The organism is Vibrio sp. R-1, assembly GCF_035615595.1.
GTDB classification, from domain to species: Bacteria; Pseudomonadota; Gammaproteobacteria; order Enterobacterales; family Vibrionaceae; genus Vibrio; species Vibrio cholerae.
In genome coordinates, this window is record NZ_WPDC01000006.1 from 26,052 (window position 1) to 41,277 (window position 15,226).

At 47.4% G+C, this 15,226-nt stretch carries 11 protein-coding genes and 1 tRNA gene; 8 read left to right on the forward strand and 4 right to left on the reverse strand.

Annotated elements, in window-relative coordinates:
• Window positions 1–173 precede the first annotated feature (173 nt).
• The 3 genes from GOU96_RS02285 to GOU96_RS02295 all read left to right on the forward strand — a co-directional run bounded on the left by GOU96_RS02285 (window position 174) and on the right by GOU96_RS02295 (window position 5,111).
• The gene (locus tag GOU96_RS02285; protein WP_000096607.1) at window positions 174–1,379 is read left to right on the forward strand and encodes a NupC/NupG family nucleoside CNT transporter; all 1,206 of its coding nucleotides are present in this window, start codon (window positions 174–176) and stop codon (window positions 1,377–1,379) included.
• A 167-nt stretch (window positions 1,380–1,546) separates the two neighbouring features.
• On the forward strand, window positions 1,547–2,641 hold the full coding sequence (locus GOU96_RS02290) for a NapC/NirT family cytochrome c (RefSeq protein WP_000023443.1): 1,095 nt from the start codon (window positions 1,547–1,549) through the stop codon (window positions 2,639–2,641).
• A gap of 22 nt (window positions 2,642–2,663) precedes the next feature.
• Window positions 2,664–5,111, forward strand: a complete 2,448-nt coding sequence (locus GOU96_RS02295) for a molybdopterin guanine dinucleotide-containing S/N-oxide reductase (protein ID WP_267781402.1) — start codon at window positions 2,664–2,666, stop codon at window positions 5,109–5,111.
• An 89-nt stretch (window positions 5,112–5,200) separates the two neighbouring features.
• On the opposite strand, the gene GOU96_RS02300 is transcribed toward GOU96_RS02295, so the two are convergent.
• Complete coding sequence (locus tag GOU96_RS02300) at window positions 5,201–7,027, reverse strand: L-tyrosine/L-tryptophan isonitrile synthase family protein (RefSeq protein ID WP_267781404.1); 1,827 nt, start codon at window positions 7,025–7,027, stop codon at window positions 5,201–5,203.
• A 358-nt stretch (window positions 7,028–7,385) separates the two neighbouring features.
• Between GOU96_RS02300 and GOU96_RS02305 the strand changes: the two genes are divergently transcribed.
• Window positions 7,386–8,276, forward strand: a complete 891-nt coding sequence (locus GOU96_RS02305) for a LysR family transcriptional regulator (RefSeq protein WP_042988199.1) — start codon at window positions 7,386–7,388, stop codon at window positions 8,274–8,276.
• 128 nt (window positions 8,277–8,404) lie between these two features.
• Here GOU96_RS02305 and GOU96_RS02310 read toward each other — a convergent pair whose 3' ends face one another.
• Both GOU96_RS02310 and GOU96_RS02315 read right to left on the reverse strand, forming a co-directional pair.
• Complete coding sequence (locus GOU96_RS02310) at window positions 8,405–9,868, reverse strand: FAD-binding protein (protein ID WP_148507743.1); 1,464 nt, start codon at window positions 9,866–9,868, stop codon at window positions 8,405–8,407.
• The gene (locus GOU96_RS02315; RefSeq protein ID WP_001146419.1) at window positions 9,853–10,701 is read right to left on the reverse strand and encodes a TauD/TfdA dioxygenase family protein; all 849 of its coding nucleotides are present in this window, start codon (window positions 10,699–10,701) and stop codon (window positions 9,853–9,855) included. The genes GOU96_RS02310 and GOU96_RS02315 overlap by 16 nt, the downstream gene beginning before the upstream one ends.
• Before the next feature lie 266 nt (window positions 10,702–10,967).
• Between GOU96_RS02315 and GOU96_RS02320 the strand changes: the two genes are divergently transcribed.
• Window positions 10,968–11,258: a hypothetical protein gene (locus tag GOU96_RS02320; protein ID WP_000633735.1), complete on the forward strand. Its 291-nt coding sequence runs from the start codon at window positions 10,968–10,970 to the stop codon at window positions 11,256–11,258.
• Between the two features lie 169 nt (window positions 11,259–11,427).
• On the opposite strand, the gene folD is transcribed toward GOU96_RS02320, so the two are convergent.
• The gene (gene folD / locus GOU96_RS02325; protein ID WP_000126770.1) at window positions 11,428–12,288 is read right to left on the reverse strand and encodes a bifunctional methylenetetrahydrofolate dehydrogenase/methenyltetrahydrofolate cyclohydrolase FolD; all 861 of its coding nucleotides are present in this window, start codon (window positions 12,286–12,288) and stop codon (window positions 11,428–11,430) included.
• A gap of 201 nt (window positions 12,289–12,489) precedes the next feature.
• On the opposite strand from folD, the gene GOU96_RS02330 reads away from it, so the two are divergent.
• The 3 genes from GOU96_RS02330 to GOU96_RS02340 all read left to right on the forward strand — a co-directional run bounded on the left by GOU96_RS02330 (window position 12,490) and on the right by GOU96_RS02340 (window position 15,189).
• Window positions 12,490–12,566 (forward strand) — tRNA-Arg (locus GOU96_RS02330).
• Window positions 12,567–12,917: 351 nt separating this feature from the next.
• On the forward strand, window positions 12,918–14,213 hold the full coding sequence (locus GOU96_RS02335; protein WP_095463989.1) for an OpgC domain-containing protein: 1,296 nt from the start codon (window positions 12,918–12,920) through the stop codon (window positions 14,211–14,213).
• 313 nt (window positions 14,214–14,526) lie between these two features.
• Window positions 14,527–15,189 carry an HAD-IB family hydrolase gene (locus GOU96_RS02340; protein WP_000042805.1) on the forward strand — a complete coding sequence of 221 codons (663 nt, stop codon included), beginning with the start codon at window positions 14,527–14,529 and terminating at the stop codon, window positions 15,187–15,189.
• Window positions 15,190–15,226 lie beyond the last annotated feature (37 nt).

Sequence of the window (15,226 nt, forward strand, 5' to 3'; positions counted from 1 at the left end):
GGAAAAGATAACTTAAAAGCAAACGTTTAGGCTTAATAAAATCAGCACGTTATGAAAAGACGCATTTTGATTACCGGTTTGGTAATGAGTGATTAACAAACTCACCTTGCGCATACGATTTCCTTCACTAAAATCGCCGCCTTTCCTGTTCTACTCACAATTTGGGCGGCGTTATGTCATCACTCCTCGGTATGGGCGCAATTTTGCTGGTTGCGTGGCTATTTTCTACCAATAGAAAAAATATCAACTTGCGTACAGTTTCTTTAGCGTTACTGCTACAAATCTTCTTCGCCTTACTGGTGCTGTATGTACCTGCCGGTAAAGAGGCTCTCAATCGTGTGACGGGCGCGGTGTCACAACTGATCAACTATGGGCAAGATGGTATCGGTTTTGTGTTTGGTGGCCTCGCCAATGGCAGCGTAGGTTTTGTGTTTGCGATTAATGTCCTTGGCATCATCATTTTCTTCTCTGCACTGATTTCTGGTCTTTACCATTTAGGCATCATGCCGAAAGTGATTAACCTCATCGGTGGTGGTTTACAGAAATTGCTTGGCACAGGCCGTGCAGAATCCCTTTCTGCCACTGCAAACATTTTCGTGGGTATGATTGAAGCACCGCTCGTGGTGAAACCCTATCTTCATAAAATGACCGACTCGCAATTCTTTGCAGTAATGACGGGCGGCTTAGCGTCGGTTGCTGGCGGTACTTTGGTTGGTTATGCCTCTTTAGGTGTGGAATTGAACTATCTGATCGCGGCGGCTTTCATGTCTGCCCCTGCGGGTCTCTTGATGGCAAAAATCATGTTGCCAGAAACCGAACACGTCGATGCCGCGATTGCGCAAGATGAGTTGGATCTGCCGAAATCCACTAACGTCGTCGAAGCGATTGCCGATGGCGCGATGTCGGGTGTGAAAATTGCTGTTGCGGTAGGGGCGACTTTGCTCGCTTTCGTGAGTGTGATAGCGCTGTTAAACGGCTTGCTCGGTTGGTTTGGTGGCTGGTTTGGCATCGAGCTAAGCTTTGAACTGATCATGGGGTATGTTTTCGCTCCGGTAGCTTGGCTGATTGGTATTCCATGGCATGAAGCGATCACGGCAGGCTCGTTGATTGGTAACAAAGTGGTGGTGAACGAGTTTGTCGCTTTCATTCAACTGATTGAAGTGAAAGAGCAATTGAGTGCGCATTCACAAGCGATCGTGACTTTCGCGCTGTGCGGTTTTGCCAATATTTCTACCATGGCGATTTTGATTGGTGGTTTGGGTAGCCTTGTACCTGAACGTCGCTCTTTTATCTCCCAATACGGCTTCCGTGCGATTGGCGCAGGCGTATTGGCTAACCTAATGAGTGCATCGATCGCTGGGGTGATTTTATCACTGTGATCACAGGTTGATGGATGGAGGCCAGCGAGTATGCTGGCCTTTTTTATTGAGTTTTAGATCACATAAGCACGCTTGTCGTAGCACGTATATGATGCGGATCAATATCTCATACCCCAAAAGGGGTAGGATGATCGCATATTTATAAATGTAAAAGGATGTGTAAGCTTATGTCGATCAAAAAAAGGTATGTTGCACTGCTTGTTGCCATTGGGGTGGCAATTGGCTGGGTCACTTTAGGTGGCAGTGCTGCAGTGATGCATTACACCTCAAGCACCGAGTTTTGTCTCTCCTGCCATTCTATGGAGATCCCTTTTAAGGAGTATCAAGGCTCTGTTCACTTTTCCAATGCGAAAGGCATTCGCGCCGAATGTGCCGATTGCCATATTCCGAGCGATCCCATCGGTTATCTCGTCACTAAGGTACGAGCGACCAAAGACATCTACCACGAATTTGTAACAGGTAAAATTGATACGCCTGAGAAGTATGAGGCGCACCGCCAAGAGTTAGCGGAGATGGTATGGCAGCAGATGCGCGGTAACGATTCGGCAACGTGTCGCTCTTGCCATGATTTTGATGCCATGGAGCCGTTTGAGCAGTCACACGAAGCGGTGAAAATGCATGAGTATGCCAAAGCCAATAACCAAACCTGTATTGATTGCCACAAAGGTGTCGCGCACTTCGCGCCTGAAGCGGAGCTTGATAGCAAAGCCTTTGAAACCTTGATGGCCTTTACCGAGAAAACGGCCGCTGACGCGCAGCGAGTTTACCCTGTCACCGCGATTGCGATGGGTGAACTGGGTACGATCAACCCGACGACTGCTCTGGATGTTGTGAGTACCAAGGGCACTGAACGTACCGTGCAAATAAACGCTTACCAAATGAAAGGCGCAGAACAAGTACTGTATATGGGTGAGGGGCAACGTGCGGTTGTCGCGACTTTAACCGAGCAAGGCCAACAAGCGCTGCAAGCACAAGACTACAAAACCGATGCTTACGGTAACCAATGGCGCGCGGTGAATTTAACCGCCACCATCACATCGCCTGTGGTGGATAGTTTAGAGCCGGTTTGGTCTTATGCCGAACAGCTTGATAACGTTTACTGTGCGACCTGCCATGCGAAAATTCCAGCCAGTCACTTTACCGTGAATGCTTGGGGGCCAGTGGCGAAAAGTATGGGAGAGCGGACGGATATTTCCGCTGAGAATCTGGAGATTCTCACCAAGTTCTTCCAGCACCATGCCAAAGATATGGTTAGCCACTGAGTATAAGTAGAGGGATAACGTTATGACTAAAATCACCCGCCGTGGATTTTTAAAAGGCACAGGTATGGCTGCCGGTGCAATGGCTTTCACTTCATTTTCACCACTCTCGGTTGCCAGTGATAACGCGCGTGGTAAAGGCGTGTTAACGGCTGGACGTATGGGGCCACTTCTCTGTGAAGTGCAAGATGGCAAAATGGTGGCGACCAAAAATGCGCTGGCGCAAACCGTACCGAACAGCTTGCAATCGACAGGCCCTGATCAGGTGTATACCCAAGCGCGGGTTAAATACCCTATGGTTCGCAAAGGCTTTTTAGCAAACCCTGCCGCGCCGAAAGGAGTACGTGGCAGTGATGAGTTTGTGCGCGTATCGTGGGATGACGCGTATCGCTTAATCCATGAGCAGCATATGCGCATTCGCAAAACCTATGGTCCAGCCTCGGTGTTTGCTGGCTCTTATGGTTGGCGCTCCAGTGGCGTGCTGCATAAAGCTCAAACTTTATTGCAACGCTATATGAGTATGGCGGGCGGTTATTCTGGCCACTTGGGCGATTACTCAACTGGCGCGGCGCAAATCATCATGCCGCACGTGGTTGGTTCGATTGAAGTGTATGAGCAGCAAACCACTTACCCCGTAGTGCTAGAGCACAGTGATGTGGTGGTTCTGTGGGGGTTAAACCCGATCAACACGTTGAAAATTGCGTGGAGCTCGACCGATTGCGCAGGTCTTGAATTCTTCCATCAATTGAAAAAATCCGGCAAAACCATTATCGGTATTGATCCGATCCGCTCTGAAACCATCGAGTTTTTCGGTGAGCAAGCCCAATGGATTGCCCCACACCCAATGACAGATGTGGCGATGATGATGGGTATCGCGCACTCGCTGATCAAACAAGGTAAGCACGATAAAGCCTTCTTGGACAAATACACCGTAGGCTACGATCGCTTTGAAGCGTATTTGCTGGGTAAAGAAGATGGCGTTGAAAAATCCGCGCAATGGGCAGAAGGCATTTGTGGCGTACCAGCCAAGCAACTAGAAACGCTGGCTGAGATTTTCAGCAACCATCGCACTATGCTAATGGCAGGCTGGGGTATGCAGCGTCAACAATATGGTGAGCAGCGTCACTGGATGGTGGTCACCTTAGCCGCGATGTTGGGGCAAATTGGCTTGCCGGGCGGTGGTTTTGGTTTCTCCTACCATTACTCGAATGGCGGGAACCCCGCGCGTGACGCGGGTGTACTGCCTGCCATTTCGGCAGCTATTGGTGGTGGATCTTCGGCGGGGAATGATTGGGCGATTTCAGGGGCGACGCAAAGTTTCCCGGTCGCGCGTATTGTGGAAGCGTTGGAGAATCCGGGCGGGACCTATCAACACAATGGTCACACGCTGACCTTCCCTGAGATCAAGATGATCTGGTGGGCGGGTGGTGCCAACTTTACCCACCATCAAGACACCAATCGTCTGATCAAAGCGTGGCAAAAGCCTGAGCTGATTGTGATTTCAGAGCCGTATTGGACAGCGGCGGCGAAGCATGCCGATATCGTACTGCCGATCACCACAACGTTTGAGCGTAATGACTTGACCATGACGGGTGACTACAGTAACCAACACTTGGTACCAATGAAACAGGTGGTGGAGCCACAAGGCGAAGCACGTAACGACTTTGATGTGTTTGCCGATATGGCGGAAATGATCCGTCCCGGAGGCCGTGATGTGTTTACCGAAGGCAAAACCGAGATGGAATGGTTGTACGGTTTCTACAAAACCGCGCAGAAGAGCGGCCGTGCAGCACGAGTGGCGATGCCGAATTTCAGTAAGTTCTGGGAAGATAACCAGCTGATTGAAATGAAGTGGAACGCGAAAAATGCTCAGTTTGTGCGTTACGCCGATTTTCGCGCGGATCCGATCCTCAATCCATTAGGTACACCGAGCGGCAAGATTGAGATTTACTCTAAGACTCTGGCGGGCTTTAATTTGCCTGATTGTCCAGCCTATCCAACCTGGTTGGCTCCTGATGAATTTACCGGTAATGCGAAGCAGGGCGAGTTGCAATTAATGACGGCGCACGCGGCGCACCGTTTGCACAGTCAATTCAACTACGCTCAATTGCGGGAAGAGTATGCGATTGCTAACCGTGAGCCGATTTGGATCCACCCAGAAGATGCGGCATCACGCGGCATTCAAACGGGCGATTTGGTTCGTGCCTATAACCAGCGTGGCCAAGTACTGGTCGGCGCTTTGGTGACGGATCGCATCAAACAAGGCTCAGTCTGTATTCACGAAGGCGGCTGGCCAGATCTTGATCCGCAAACCGGCTTATGTAAAAACGGTGGTGCGAATGTGCTGACTTCAGACATTCCGACTTCACGTTTGGCCAATGGCTGTGCGGCGAACTCCTCTCTGGTGCGTATTGAAAAGTACACAGGGCCGGCGTTGGAACTGACGGCGTTTATGCCACCGAAAAATGGCTAATCGCGAGTAATAAGACAACACCAATAGAAAGCCGAGGCGAGTGCCTCGGCTTTTTGCGTTCTTAACCGACTTGCTGCTTTGGCTGAAGCCTAAGCCGAGGTGAGTTCAGCTTGTTCAACAATACGATTGTGCGGCTGCCAAGGTGAGTTGATTGAGTCTGGTTGTAGATGAATAGACCAGTATTCGTTATGCATCGAACTCGTATGGCTCGCTTGCAAGGTGGTTAAATTATTCACCAACAGCAAATCGCCGGTTTGTAGCCTGTACTCAAAGCAAACTCTTGGGTCATGACATAACGTGTTGAGGCGTTGATAGATCCGCGACTGCTCGGCTAATTCGCTGACCCCTTCTAAATGAGTGAGGTAGCCCTGCGCATGCTGAAAATCTTGCCAACGCAGCACATCTTGGCGTGATGTCGAACAGTAACGGACGAGGGGGTGTAAAGTATTCCCGCCATGTTCAGGTGAAAAGTTGCTGTAGTGCATGATGGTGTTACGCAGCTGTTCGCGCTCTTGACCGTTGATGGTCAGGACGGCGAGTGCAGCGTCAACCACGGTCCAAGTATTCGATTCAGGGGATGCAACGCTGTAAACCGCGTACTCATGGGGGGTGTAATCTTCATATTGATAGCGATGTGGGTGTACGGCCATATAAGCGGGTGGGCAGGAGAGCTCCCAATGTAAAGGTTGCTCACCAGCACTGCCTTTGAAGGCTTGTACGCTAACCTCATAAGCCCAAGTGACGGCAGAACGGTGATTGAGGTACCAAGTTTGTAGCTGTTCAGAGTCAGCCAGTGGTGCAAAACCGCGCAGCAAAACCGAGCCAAATTCTTTGACCAGTTGGCTGAGCTCTTTGGGAAGTAGCATATCCAGTGAAGCGCGATTGGCTGGGCACTCTAAATACAACCCCGATTTTTCATGTTGTAATTCTGCCCGTATTTGGCGCAGCGCATGGGCGTGCACTTCATCGGATGCGCTCAATTGCAGGTAACACCAAGGCTTGCCATCATGAGTGACAGGCAAAATCACCCCAGAACGTTTTAAGTGATTTTCTTTACTATCAATAATGAATTCACCGCGGCTGGCATCAAACAGCAAAGTACTGTGCCAAGGCGTTTTGAATTGGCGTTCATGGAACAGAAACAGCGAGTATTTCTTACCTATCATCGGATGTTCATGAATGCTTAATCGAATGCAATCGGCAAATTTTTGCTGCAAGAAGTTATCCAGCGCTTTGCCCTGCACCATCATCCCCTTAGCGATATCCGCAAGACGACGTCGGCGATCTTTGTATGAGAGAGGAGCAAGAACGAATTTCTGATCCTGATTCATGAATTTTTTCAAACCCAGATAGGTTTGATTCATCTTATTATTTTTTAATTTAAGTTCAGTGAAATTATCTGCATAGTCAGGATCACCAAACTTCTCACGTAATCCATCAAAATATTCCGTGTCTTTCAGATTGGAAAATTCATCAAAATGTTCGAAATTGACAATTTTTAACGCATCGCTGCAATTCATGTTTGCTACCATTTTACGCAGATTGTCTGAGTAATCATAATGGTGGTCTAAGTCGACGGAGATATAATCAGAGAATGTATGATAGTCAGAAAAGATATAAAACGTCACACCCGGTTCATAAACGGATTCAATGTCACGGATGCATTGAACAAACTTTCTTAAAACGACATATTCACCGAGATCGGGTGTATGGCTAAGTACTTTATCTAAGTTATTTGTTTTACAGGGGAAAGCGGGGAGGAGTAATTTAATTTTCTCTTGGCTATTTACAAATCTACGAATTTGACTTTTTAAGTGAGCAAGCCCGTTGTAACTGGCATTGCATTGTGCAATCAGTTGATTTAGAAGAATAAATGAGATCTTCTCCACATAGGTTTCTTGTTGAGCATCGAGCATAAATTTTCCTCATTCGTTGGATTGGTTGAATGCAATTCAACATATTCAATACGGTCGTTTTCTTGTTGAGTAATTTGTGCACAAATGAGAATGACATCTTGGCTCATTATTGAACCATTCATCAGTAATTGGATAACGTATCTACTCATCTCACCGTACATCTACTCTAGGTGAATTAATTCCGCACATAGGAATTGGAATTAATACCACAAATTCAAAAAATCGTTTGGTTATATGAAATCTGCTTGAAACCAATAAAAATTACTCATCTCTAACAGGCGGAATTATTATTTCTGCTATTCCTTGTACTGACTAGATAATGAAAATAGAACCCAAAGTTACTAATAAAGGAACAGTCATGCTAAATGAGTTAAAACGCATAGTGATATTCAATAAAGTGGTTGAGTGTGGTTCTTTTACTTGTGCAGCAGAAGCATTAGGTATGACCAAATCTAAGGTCAGTGAACAGATCACCGCTTTAGAAAAAACACTGAATGTGCGCTTGCTAAACCGAACTACCCGTAAAATCAGTTTAACCACAGAGGGGGACACATTTTATCAACGCAGCCACGGATTATTGAATATTGCGGAGGAGGCGCTTTGCTCCGTTAACCACTTAGCGTCAGAAGTTTCCGGAACGATCCGCATTGGTACCACTATTGATGTCGGCACTTTTTTGCTCAACCCGCTACTGGCTGAGTTTTATAAGCAGTACCCTAAGGTGAATTTCGATATTCAGCTCGATGATGGACTGCAAGATTTGGTGGATTCTAATCTGGATATGGTGATCCGAATTGGTGAGCTGACGTCATCCTCTTTAGTTGGCCGTGTTATAGCGCCTTTTGAGTTAGGTATTTATGCCAGTCAAACCTATTTAGAGAACGCGCCGCCGATCCATACGATTCAGGATTTAGAGCAGCACGATTGGGTCTATCTCACACGCTTAAATCTGCCTAACCAAACCCTAACTTTAACCAATCAAGAGGGCGTACAACATAAGGTCAAATTCCATAGCAAACACAGCAGTAATTCTCCGCTTGGCGTCATGACCATGGTGCAAAATGGTTTGGGTGTGGGATCGATTGCCAGTTTTTTGATTGATAAGTTGCCTGATGCATCGCTGGTGCGATTGTTTCCGGACTTCTATCAGATCAGTACTACCATGAATATTCTTTACCCCAGTCGTAAAAATTTGCCACCAAGGGTGCGTTTATTTATCGATTATCTGGTGGGAACATTGTGTGGTTAATGGAGAGTGTTTAAACAGGTAGAGCCAACGCGCAATGAGCCGCATGGGTGTCGATGGCTTCTAGTGCCGGGGAAAGTCACCAAGCCCGTTTAGGGCTTGATGAAGATCGAGTGAACGCAGGTATTGAACTAGTGAGGTAAGTTGAATTCTGTCAACACACCTTCTGCCAACACACTGTGAACCTGATGCAGTGGAGTGACCCATTCGATGTAAGCATCAGGGCGAACCAACACCGCTTGTCCCGGATAAGGTGCGTGACGTGTCCAGTGTTGAGCATTTTCGGATTGGGTACCGATGCGGATCACATGTACATGCGGCGGTACGTCAACCACGCATTCGTCATCACTAAACAAGAACAGTGTCCATCTTGAGTAGTCAAGCAGTGAGTACAAACGAGTAATCTCAGTACCTTGATTGAGCACGAAATCCCACATTCGAGTACCAGCTAAGCCTTCTTCGGAGTAGCGAATGCCCATTCCCGTGATATTACCTGAACGCTTTTCAACGATTTTTACGTAGTCTTGCGCATGGGTGTTGGTGGCTGAAAACTTCGTTGAGCGTACCAGTTCGCCGGAGCTGTCTATCACGCTCTGCGCCACTGGTTGACGTTCAGCGTGATAACTTTTCAATAAAGCAGGAGAGGCTTGACCTTTAATCACCATACTCAGTTTCCAGATCAGGTTAAATGCGTCAGCAACCCCAGTATTTAATCCTTGTCCACCGTTGACTGAGTGTACGTGACAGGCATCCCCTGCAAGGAAAACCCGGTCATCGACGCTGTAATGTTCTGCTACCGATTCTTTCACGGCAAATTGCGAGAACCAGACCACTTCTTTAAAACCCAATTGATGAGGTGCCATTGCCCGGTTAATTTTGGCGATAGCCTGCTCTAAGGTGAAATCGTGCGTATCCATACGGACATAAAAGCGATCGATTTCACCTTCGCGAGGGATCCATGCCACATCTGAGGTTTCTGCTTGGAACACAATAATTTCAGGGACTTTAGGAAAGTCACTGTCAATCACACCATCAATCACCGCCCAGATAATTTCGGGGCGCACAATGTGAAAAGGCACACTAAAATGACGACGCACAAAAGATTGAGACCCATCCGCACCAATCACAAAGCGCGATTGAATAAGCTCACCATTGCTGAGATGAGTTAGGCAGCCTGCTTGATTGAGCTCGATATTGTCGACGCTTGTGTTGCGCCAAACGGGGGCATTCGCTTCAAGTAATTTCTTGTCCAATAGCTGCTCAACAAACGATTGACCTAACATCAAAAAGTGCTTGTGCAAGCAGCCTTCCAAGGCTTCCCACCAGCTCGATTGGCGCGAGATAAAATGGCCATTAGCCCAAACCGAGCTGGTATTACACGGCTTGCCTAAAGGGTAAAGATCATCAAAAAGCTTCGCGACTTCGAGCAGTTGTAAGGTTCGGGCATTTAACGCATCGGCGCGCCCGACTTGAAGTGGTTCGGCTGACTTATCAATGATCAGCGCGTTTAAACCGCAGCGCTGTGCTAAGTAGGCACTCATTAACCCAACTGGGCCTGCGCCGATAATGACGATGTCGGTTATTTTTGTGGACATTGGTACGACTCCAAGCTTGGATTGTTATAAGGAGGATTACTTAACACTTGCACACGACGAATGTGACGCGGCGTGTGAGAGGTAAAGCCTTCACGGCCATGGAGTAAGGAGAAGTTATCGGTGATCACTATGTCACCCGTTTGCCACTCATGAGCGTAGAAGTTACGTGGGTCGTACAGTGCACGGCGTAAACTTTTGTGAAACTCGATCGCTTGCTCAGGAGTAATGCCAGACAGTGATACATCAGGTGGATTGAGCAGGTCGCCATTTTCTTCAAAATGCGGCTCGTTGTAGCGTATTACTTGATAGTCTCGGTATGGATGCTGCATCACAATCGGGGAGACGGTTTTACTGTGGTAAAACTCCATTTTACGCTGGTAGTGTCCGGTGACTTGCTGCCAAAGCTCAAGATCTGGCTGAGGGGCGTGCTGTAAAGCCAGCATGGTATGACTGAAGGTCGTACGCCCGCCATGCCCCGGTAAAGGAGCCTTTACACACTGAAAGATTTGGTATTCAGGGACTTGTGGGCGATACATGCCATCCCAATGCATAGGCATGTAGCTGCTGTCAAAAATGTGATCGCCAGGATCCTCTTTTTGTACCAGATCTAATACGCGCCCAAACGGCCAAACACTCACTTCTCCCCAACGTTCGCAGTAGTCCGCAAACTGCTCCGAATGTTCAAAGGTTTCAAAACCACGCAGTAACACAAGTTGTTCACGCAAAAAGAGTTCGCGTAACTCATCAATATCTAACTCATTGACATGAATCGGAGCATGTTTCGGTTCTACGATCACTCCAAACGGTTGCAGAGCGGTAATTTTGTACGGCATATCAATGGCCTCCAAAATGGGCTTAGGTTTTTCCTTTATCTAGTCCGATTATTTGTACAACCGCTGGAATTGACTAGATAACAAAAGAAGAACCGAGAGTTACCGATACGGGAACAGTCTCTGCGTTATTGAGGGGGCTGTAAATCTCAGGGAATTCAAACAGCGGTGTGCTGGATAATCGGTTAGAGATGATATTCACACCTCAAGTTCAATCGGTTGTTCTAAACTCAATAAGGTTCAACCGACGTTACGCTAGGAGGGAAAGTATGATCACAGTGCATAGACAGTATCGAGTGGCAGGTAAACCGCAGTTGCATGCTCATGTTGAAGTTAATCCGTTGGGAAAATTATCGGTTGATGTATTGGAAACGCATCAACATCATGTGGCTGAATTTGAGCAGGTTAAGTTTGAAAAACAGCAAGGCCATGTTCGAATCGTCAGTACTAATCAAAAACGGCCTTGGCAGATCGCACTAGAAGCGCCCGATGCTCAGGATTTGGAACATTTGATGCAAGATGCTACCAATGAATATGAACAGCTGATGACCGATCTCTAGCGGTTTTAGAAAGAGGTGATTGGTTGGAGTATAAAGCGCAAACAGAACGAAAGAGGTCAATCCATGCATAGTATTGACCTCTTACTGCTTCTCAGGTGTTAGTACAAGGCGTTAACACAAGGTGAGTGTGAATACCGCGACGCTTTGGCGTTGCAGATAGCCACCGTGGCTAACCTTGAGTGTGGAACTGCTCACACGCCATCATAGTGTTTTCAATCAAGCTTGCGACGGTCATAGGTCCTACACCACCGGGTACTGGAGTGATAAAACTTGCACGCGTACGGGCAACATCGTATTCCACATCGCCAACCAGCTTGCCAGTATCTAAGCGGTTAATGCCAACATCGACCACAACAGCACCTTCTTTAATCCATGCTCCCGGAATAAAGTTAGGTTTACCGACCGCGACCACCAAGATATCTGCTTGGCGAATATGGCCTTCGAGATCTTGAGTAAAGCGATGGCAAGTGGTGGTGGTGCAGCCTGCCAAGAGTAGCTCTAACGTCATCGGACGACCGACAATGTTGGAAGCTCCCACAATCACCGCGTGTTTGCCGCGTAGTGGAATATTGTAGCGTTCAAGCAGAGTAATAATGCCTTTGGGTGTGCAAGAGCGCAGTTTCGGAATGCGCTGCGCCAAGCGACCGACGTTGTAAGGGTGGAAGCCATCCACATCTTTCTCTGGGTGAATACTTTCCAACACTTTGGTGGTATCCATACCCGCAGGTAACGGCAGTTGTACCAAAATGCCATCGATTTGCGGATCGTTATTGAGTTCTTCAACCAGTGACAGCAAGGCTTCTTCGCTAGCGGTGGCGGGTAAATCGAAAGATTTGGAGACAAAACCGACTTCTTCACAGGCACGGCGTTTACTGCCGACATACACTTGTGAAGCAGGATCTTCGCCCACCAACACAACCGCCAGTCCTGGGGCTCGTAACCCAGCTTGAACACGAGCTTTAACACGGGCTGCCACTTCTGAGCGCACCGTTTGCGAAATCAGCGTTCCATCAATATTTTGAGCAGTCATGACTTTCCTTACAGGTTTGGAGCGAAAATTTTTGCGCGCATTGTCGCAGATATTTTTGATAACATCCACAGGCAAACGTTTGCTTTGTTCTGTTTTTCGGCAGTTGAGATGAGATCGGTAAAATATTGCTCATTCGAAACAGAAAGTTAGACAAAGGCGTTGATCTAGCCCGTTTAACTCGTATAATCCTCACCCTGTAGCGCGCCCTTAGCTCAGTTGGATAGAGCACGTGCCTTCTAAGCATGTGGTCACAGGTTCGAATCCTGTAGGGCGTGCCATTATTTCAGACCCCAGCAAAGCTCATTTGCTGGGGTTTTTTATTGTTATCCTCAAATCACTGTTTTGAGCGGTGACGGTTTTAAATTTTGTTGCGTTGGGTAGTTGAGAAGTGGCGATTTTGCATCGGTATCATCGACAAGCTGTGCGACCTCTCGGTTTTTTTTATGCCCCCTATTTACAAAGCCATCAGGTGGTGCAAGGATCCGCGTGCTCAGGGAAAGGTAAGTCCAAACTAGATATCACCATCCTGCCGTATTACCCAATATATTCAACCGCTTATCCGCATTTTTAGTCGACTTGGTATTTTTGTGACTACCAATTTATTGGACTGAAAACGCAGGGAGATACCCATGAAACGCATCCCCGCATTGGACAGTATCCGAGGATTATTGTTGGTGCTGATCACCTTCAACCATCTTATCTGGTACAGCGGCGGTACAACCATACTGCAAATGATTACTCATGAACCTGTCGGCGTGTTTGGTGCTGCGGAAGGTTTCATTTTCATGTCTGGGCTACTGGCTGGTATGGTCTATAGCCGCCGTGAATACACTGACCGTCAAGCGGCTGGGAAAGTGTGGCATCGTGCGTTCATTATCTACAAATACCACATTGCAGGACTCTTTATTGCCATGCTTTGGTTTTGGCTGGGCAGCCACTATTTTGCTGAACAAGTCACCGTGTTTGGTGGCAGCTTTAGTAATCTGCCTACTATGCCTTTTATGACCATGTTGATGAGCTTCCTGCTGCTCAATAAACCCGCCTATCTGGAAATTTTGCCACTCTATATCATGTATATGTTGCTGTTTCCTTTGGCACTGTACGGGTTTCGTCGCGGTTATCTTAAATGGGTACTTGCGCTGAGCGTGCTGATTTGGGCAAGCAGTGGTTGGATTCAAGGCGCTATGCTTTTGCCACTCTTTAAGTGGCTTTCTGCAGAATACATTCCTGAGCTCGGTTACTTTGACCCTTTTGCTTGGCAACTGCTGTTTTTCTTTGGTGGTGCATTAGGTTATTGCAAGCGTCAAGGCGAGTTGGCGTGGTTCCACCCTAAATTGGTTTGGTTATGTGCGGCGATAGCTTTGGTTATCTTTATGGCTTACCGCGATCTTTTAACGCCATTGGGTATTACTAAGCAGATGGTGTATGCGGCATCCAGTAAGCCAGAGCTTGGCTGGTTACGTGTACTGAGTTTGAGTGTATGGATCTACTTAATCTCTGTTGTGATCCGCTTTTTCCCAACGGCATTAGTGTATGAGCCGCTGAGCTATCTCGGCCGCCATTCATTACAAGTTTTTACTTGGCAAACCGTACTGATTTTTATCACTGCACCTTGGCTTCTGACCACGCGCGACTCGGTTTGGCATACAGCGATCATTCTACTGCTCTGTACAACATTGTGGATTCCCGCTTGGCTACAGACACAGCGTAAAGAAAAGCCAATCAATTTGTCATCTACGGTGGTGGCTTGCCTTTCACTGGTTTTAGTGATGACGACGAATTTTACAAGCTTCCCTCAACCACCCAAAAGTGACATTGTGGCGAGCAGTGATGAGGTCGTCACCGATGCTTTACCCAGCAGTGAGATTTCTAATCATGAGCTGCTGAGTGAACCGATCAACAGTGATGAGACACCCGTGAACTGAGCCGGAATAAACTGTCCTGTGTATGTTATGCCGATGCCGTTTTTAGCTGCATCGGCTAACGCAGTTGTCCGTATACCTGCATACTTTTTCTGAGTACCTTCCTCGCCGGATAATTCTTTATATATAGCCATCAAGACCTTACTGAGGTAGACCGTTTTGATGCCGAAGCTTAAGAGCAGCTTTGGTAAATCAAGAGGTATTTCAAATCGGACGACGTCTATTGGACAGCCTATCAACCGTCACATTCTCGCGTTACAGTGAGTTTTTATCATTCACGATTTTTTGAAGCCAGTACAACCTGTGAGAGCCTGAAATGAGCAAGCCCCTTTATGTGTTTGATTTGGATGACACCCTGATTGATGGGGACTGCGCAATGATTTGGAATGCGTTTCTTGCCGAGAAAGGCATTGCGATGGAGCGCAATTTTGTGGAAGAAGATCGAAGACGCATGGCGCTGTACGCGCAAGGCAAGATGGATATGGCGGAATACATTGCTTTTGCGATGAGACCGTTAACCCAAGTGCCAAGTACAACCGTGCAAGATTGGGTTGAAGAGTGCGTGTCACGCTGGATTGTTCCAAAACAATTTGCCCAAGCTCGTGAGTTGATTGCGCAGTTAAAGCAGCAAGGCAATACCTGCTTAATTATTTCCGCTTCTGTTTCGTTTTTAGTGAAAACCGTCGCTCAACGTTTCGGAATTGAACACGCGTTAGGGATTGATCTTGTGAGCCAAAACGGTTGCTACAGCGGTAACATCGAGGGCGTTGCTAGCTACCGAGAAGGTAAAGTGCTGCGTTTACAACAATGGTTAGCGGAGCAGAATGAAACCTATCACGACGTTCATTTTTATACCGACTCCATCAATGATCTGCCGTTATGTCAGCATGCCGATTTCGCGTATGTGGTCAATCCTTGCCCGCGCTTGAAAGCTCAGGCTGAGCAGCATGGTTGGCCCATATTATCTTGGGCGGTGTAAGTGTTTGGCCATCCATCCGTTTTACGGTGGGCGGATG

What these genes read in the sequence shown, in the direction of transcription:
- GOU96_RS02320 (WP_000633735.1), top strand. Translation starts at nt 10,968, where the DNA reads ATGATCACAGTGCATAGACAGTATCGAGTGGCAGGTAAACCGCAGTTG.
- GOU96_RS02285 (WP_000096607.1), top strand. Translation starts at nt 174, where the DNA reads ATGTCATCACTCCTCGGTATGGGCGCAATTTTGCTGGTTGCGTGGCTA.
- GOU96_RS02305 (WP_042988199.1), top strand. Translation starts at nt 7,386, where the DNA reads ATGCTAAATGAGTTAAAACGCATAGTGATATTCAATAAAGTGGTTGAG.
- GOU96_RS02315 (WP_001146419.1), bottom strand. Translation starts at nt 10,701, where the DNA reads ATGCCGTACAAAATTACCGCTCTGCAACCGTTTGGAGTGATCGTAGAA.
- GOU96_RS02340 (WP_000042805.1), top strand. Translation starts at nt 14,527, where the DNA reads ATGAGCAAGCCCCTTTATGTGTTTGATTTGGATGACACCCTGATTGAT.
- GOU96_RS02335 (WP_095463989.1), top strand. Translation starts at nt 12,918, where the DNA reads ATGAAACGCATCCCCGCATTGGACAGTATCCGAGGATTATTGTTGGTG.
- GOU96_RS02290 (WP_000023443.1), top strand. Translation starts at nt 1,547, where the DNA reads ATGTCGATCAAAAAAAGGTATGTTGCACTGCTTGTTGCCATTGGGGTG.
- GOU96_RS02300 (WP_267781404.1), bottom strand. Translation starts at nt 7,027, where the DNA reads ATGCTCGATGCTCAACAAGAAACCTATGTGGAGAAGATCTCATTTATT.
- GOU96_RS02310 (WP_148507743.1), bottom strand. Translation starts at nt 9,868, where the DNA reads ATGTCCACAAAAATAACCGACATCGTCATTATCGGCGCAGGCCCAGTT.
- GOU96_RS02295 (WP_267781402.1), top strand. Translation starts at nt 2,664, where the DNA reads ATGACTAAAATCACCCGCCGTGGATTTTTAAAAGGCACAGGTATGGCT.
- folD (WP_000126770.1), bottom strand. Translation starts at nt 12,288, where the DNA reads ATGACTGCTCAAAATATTGATGGAACGCTGATTTCGCAAACGGTGCGC.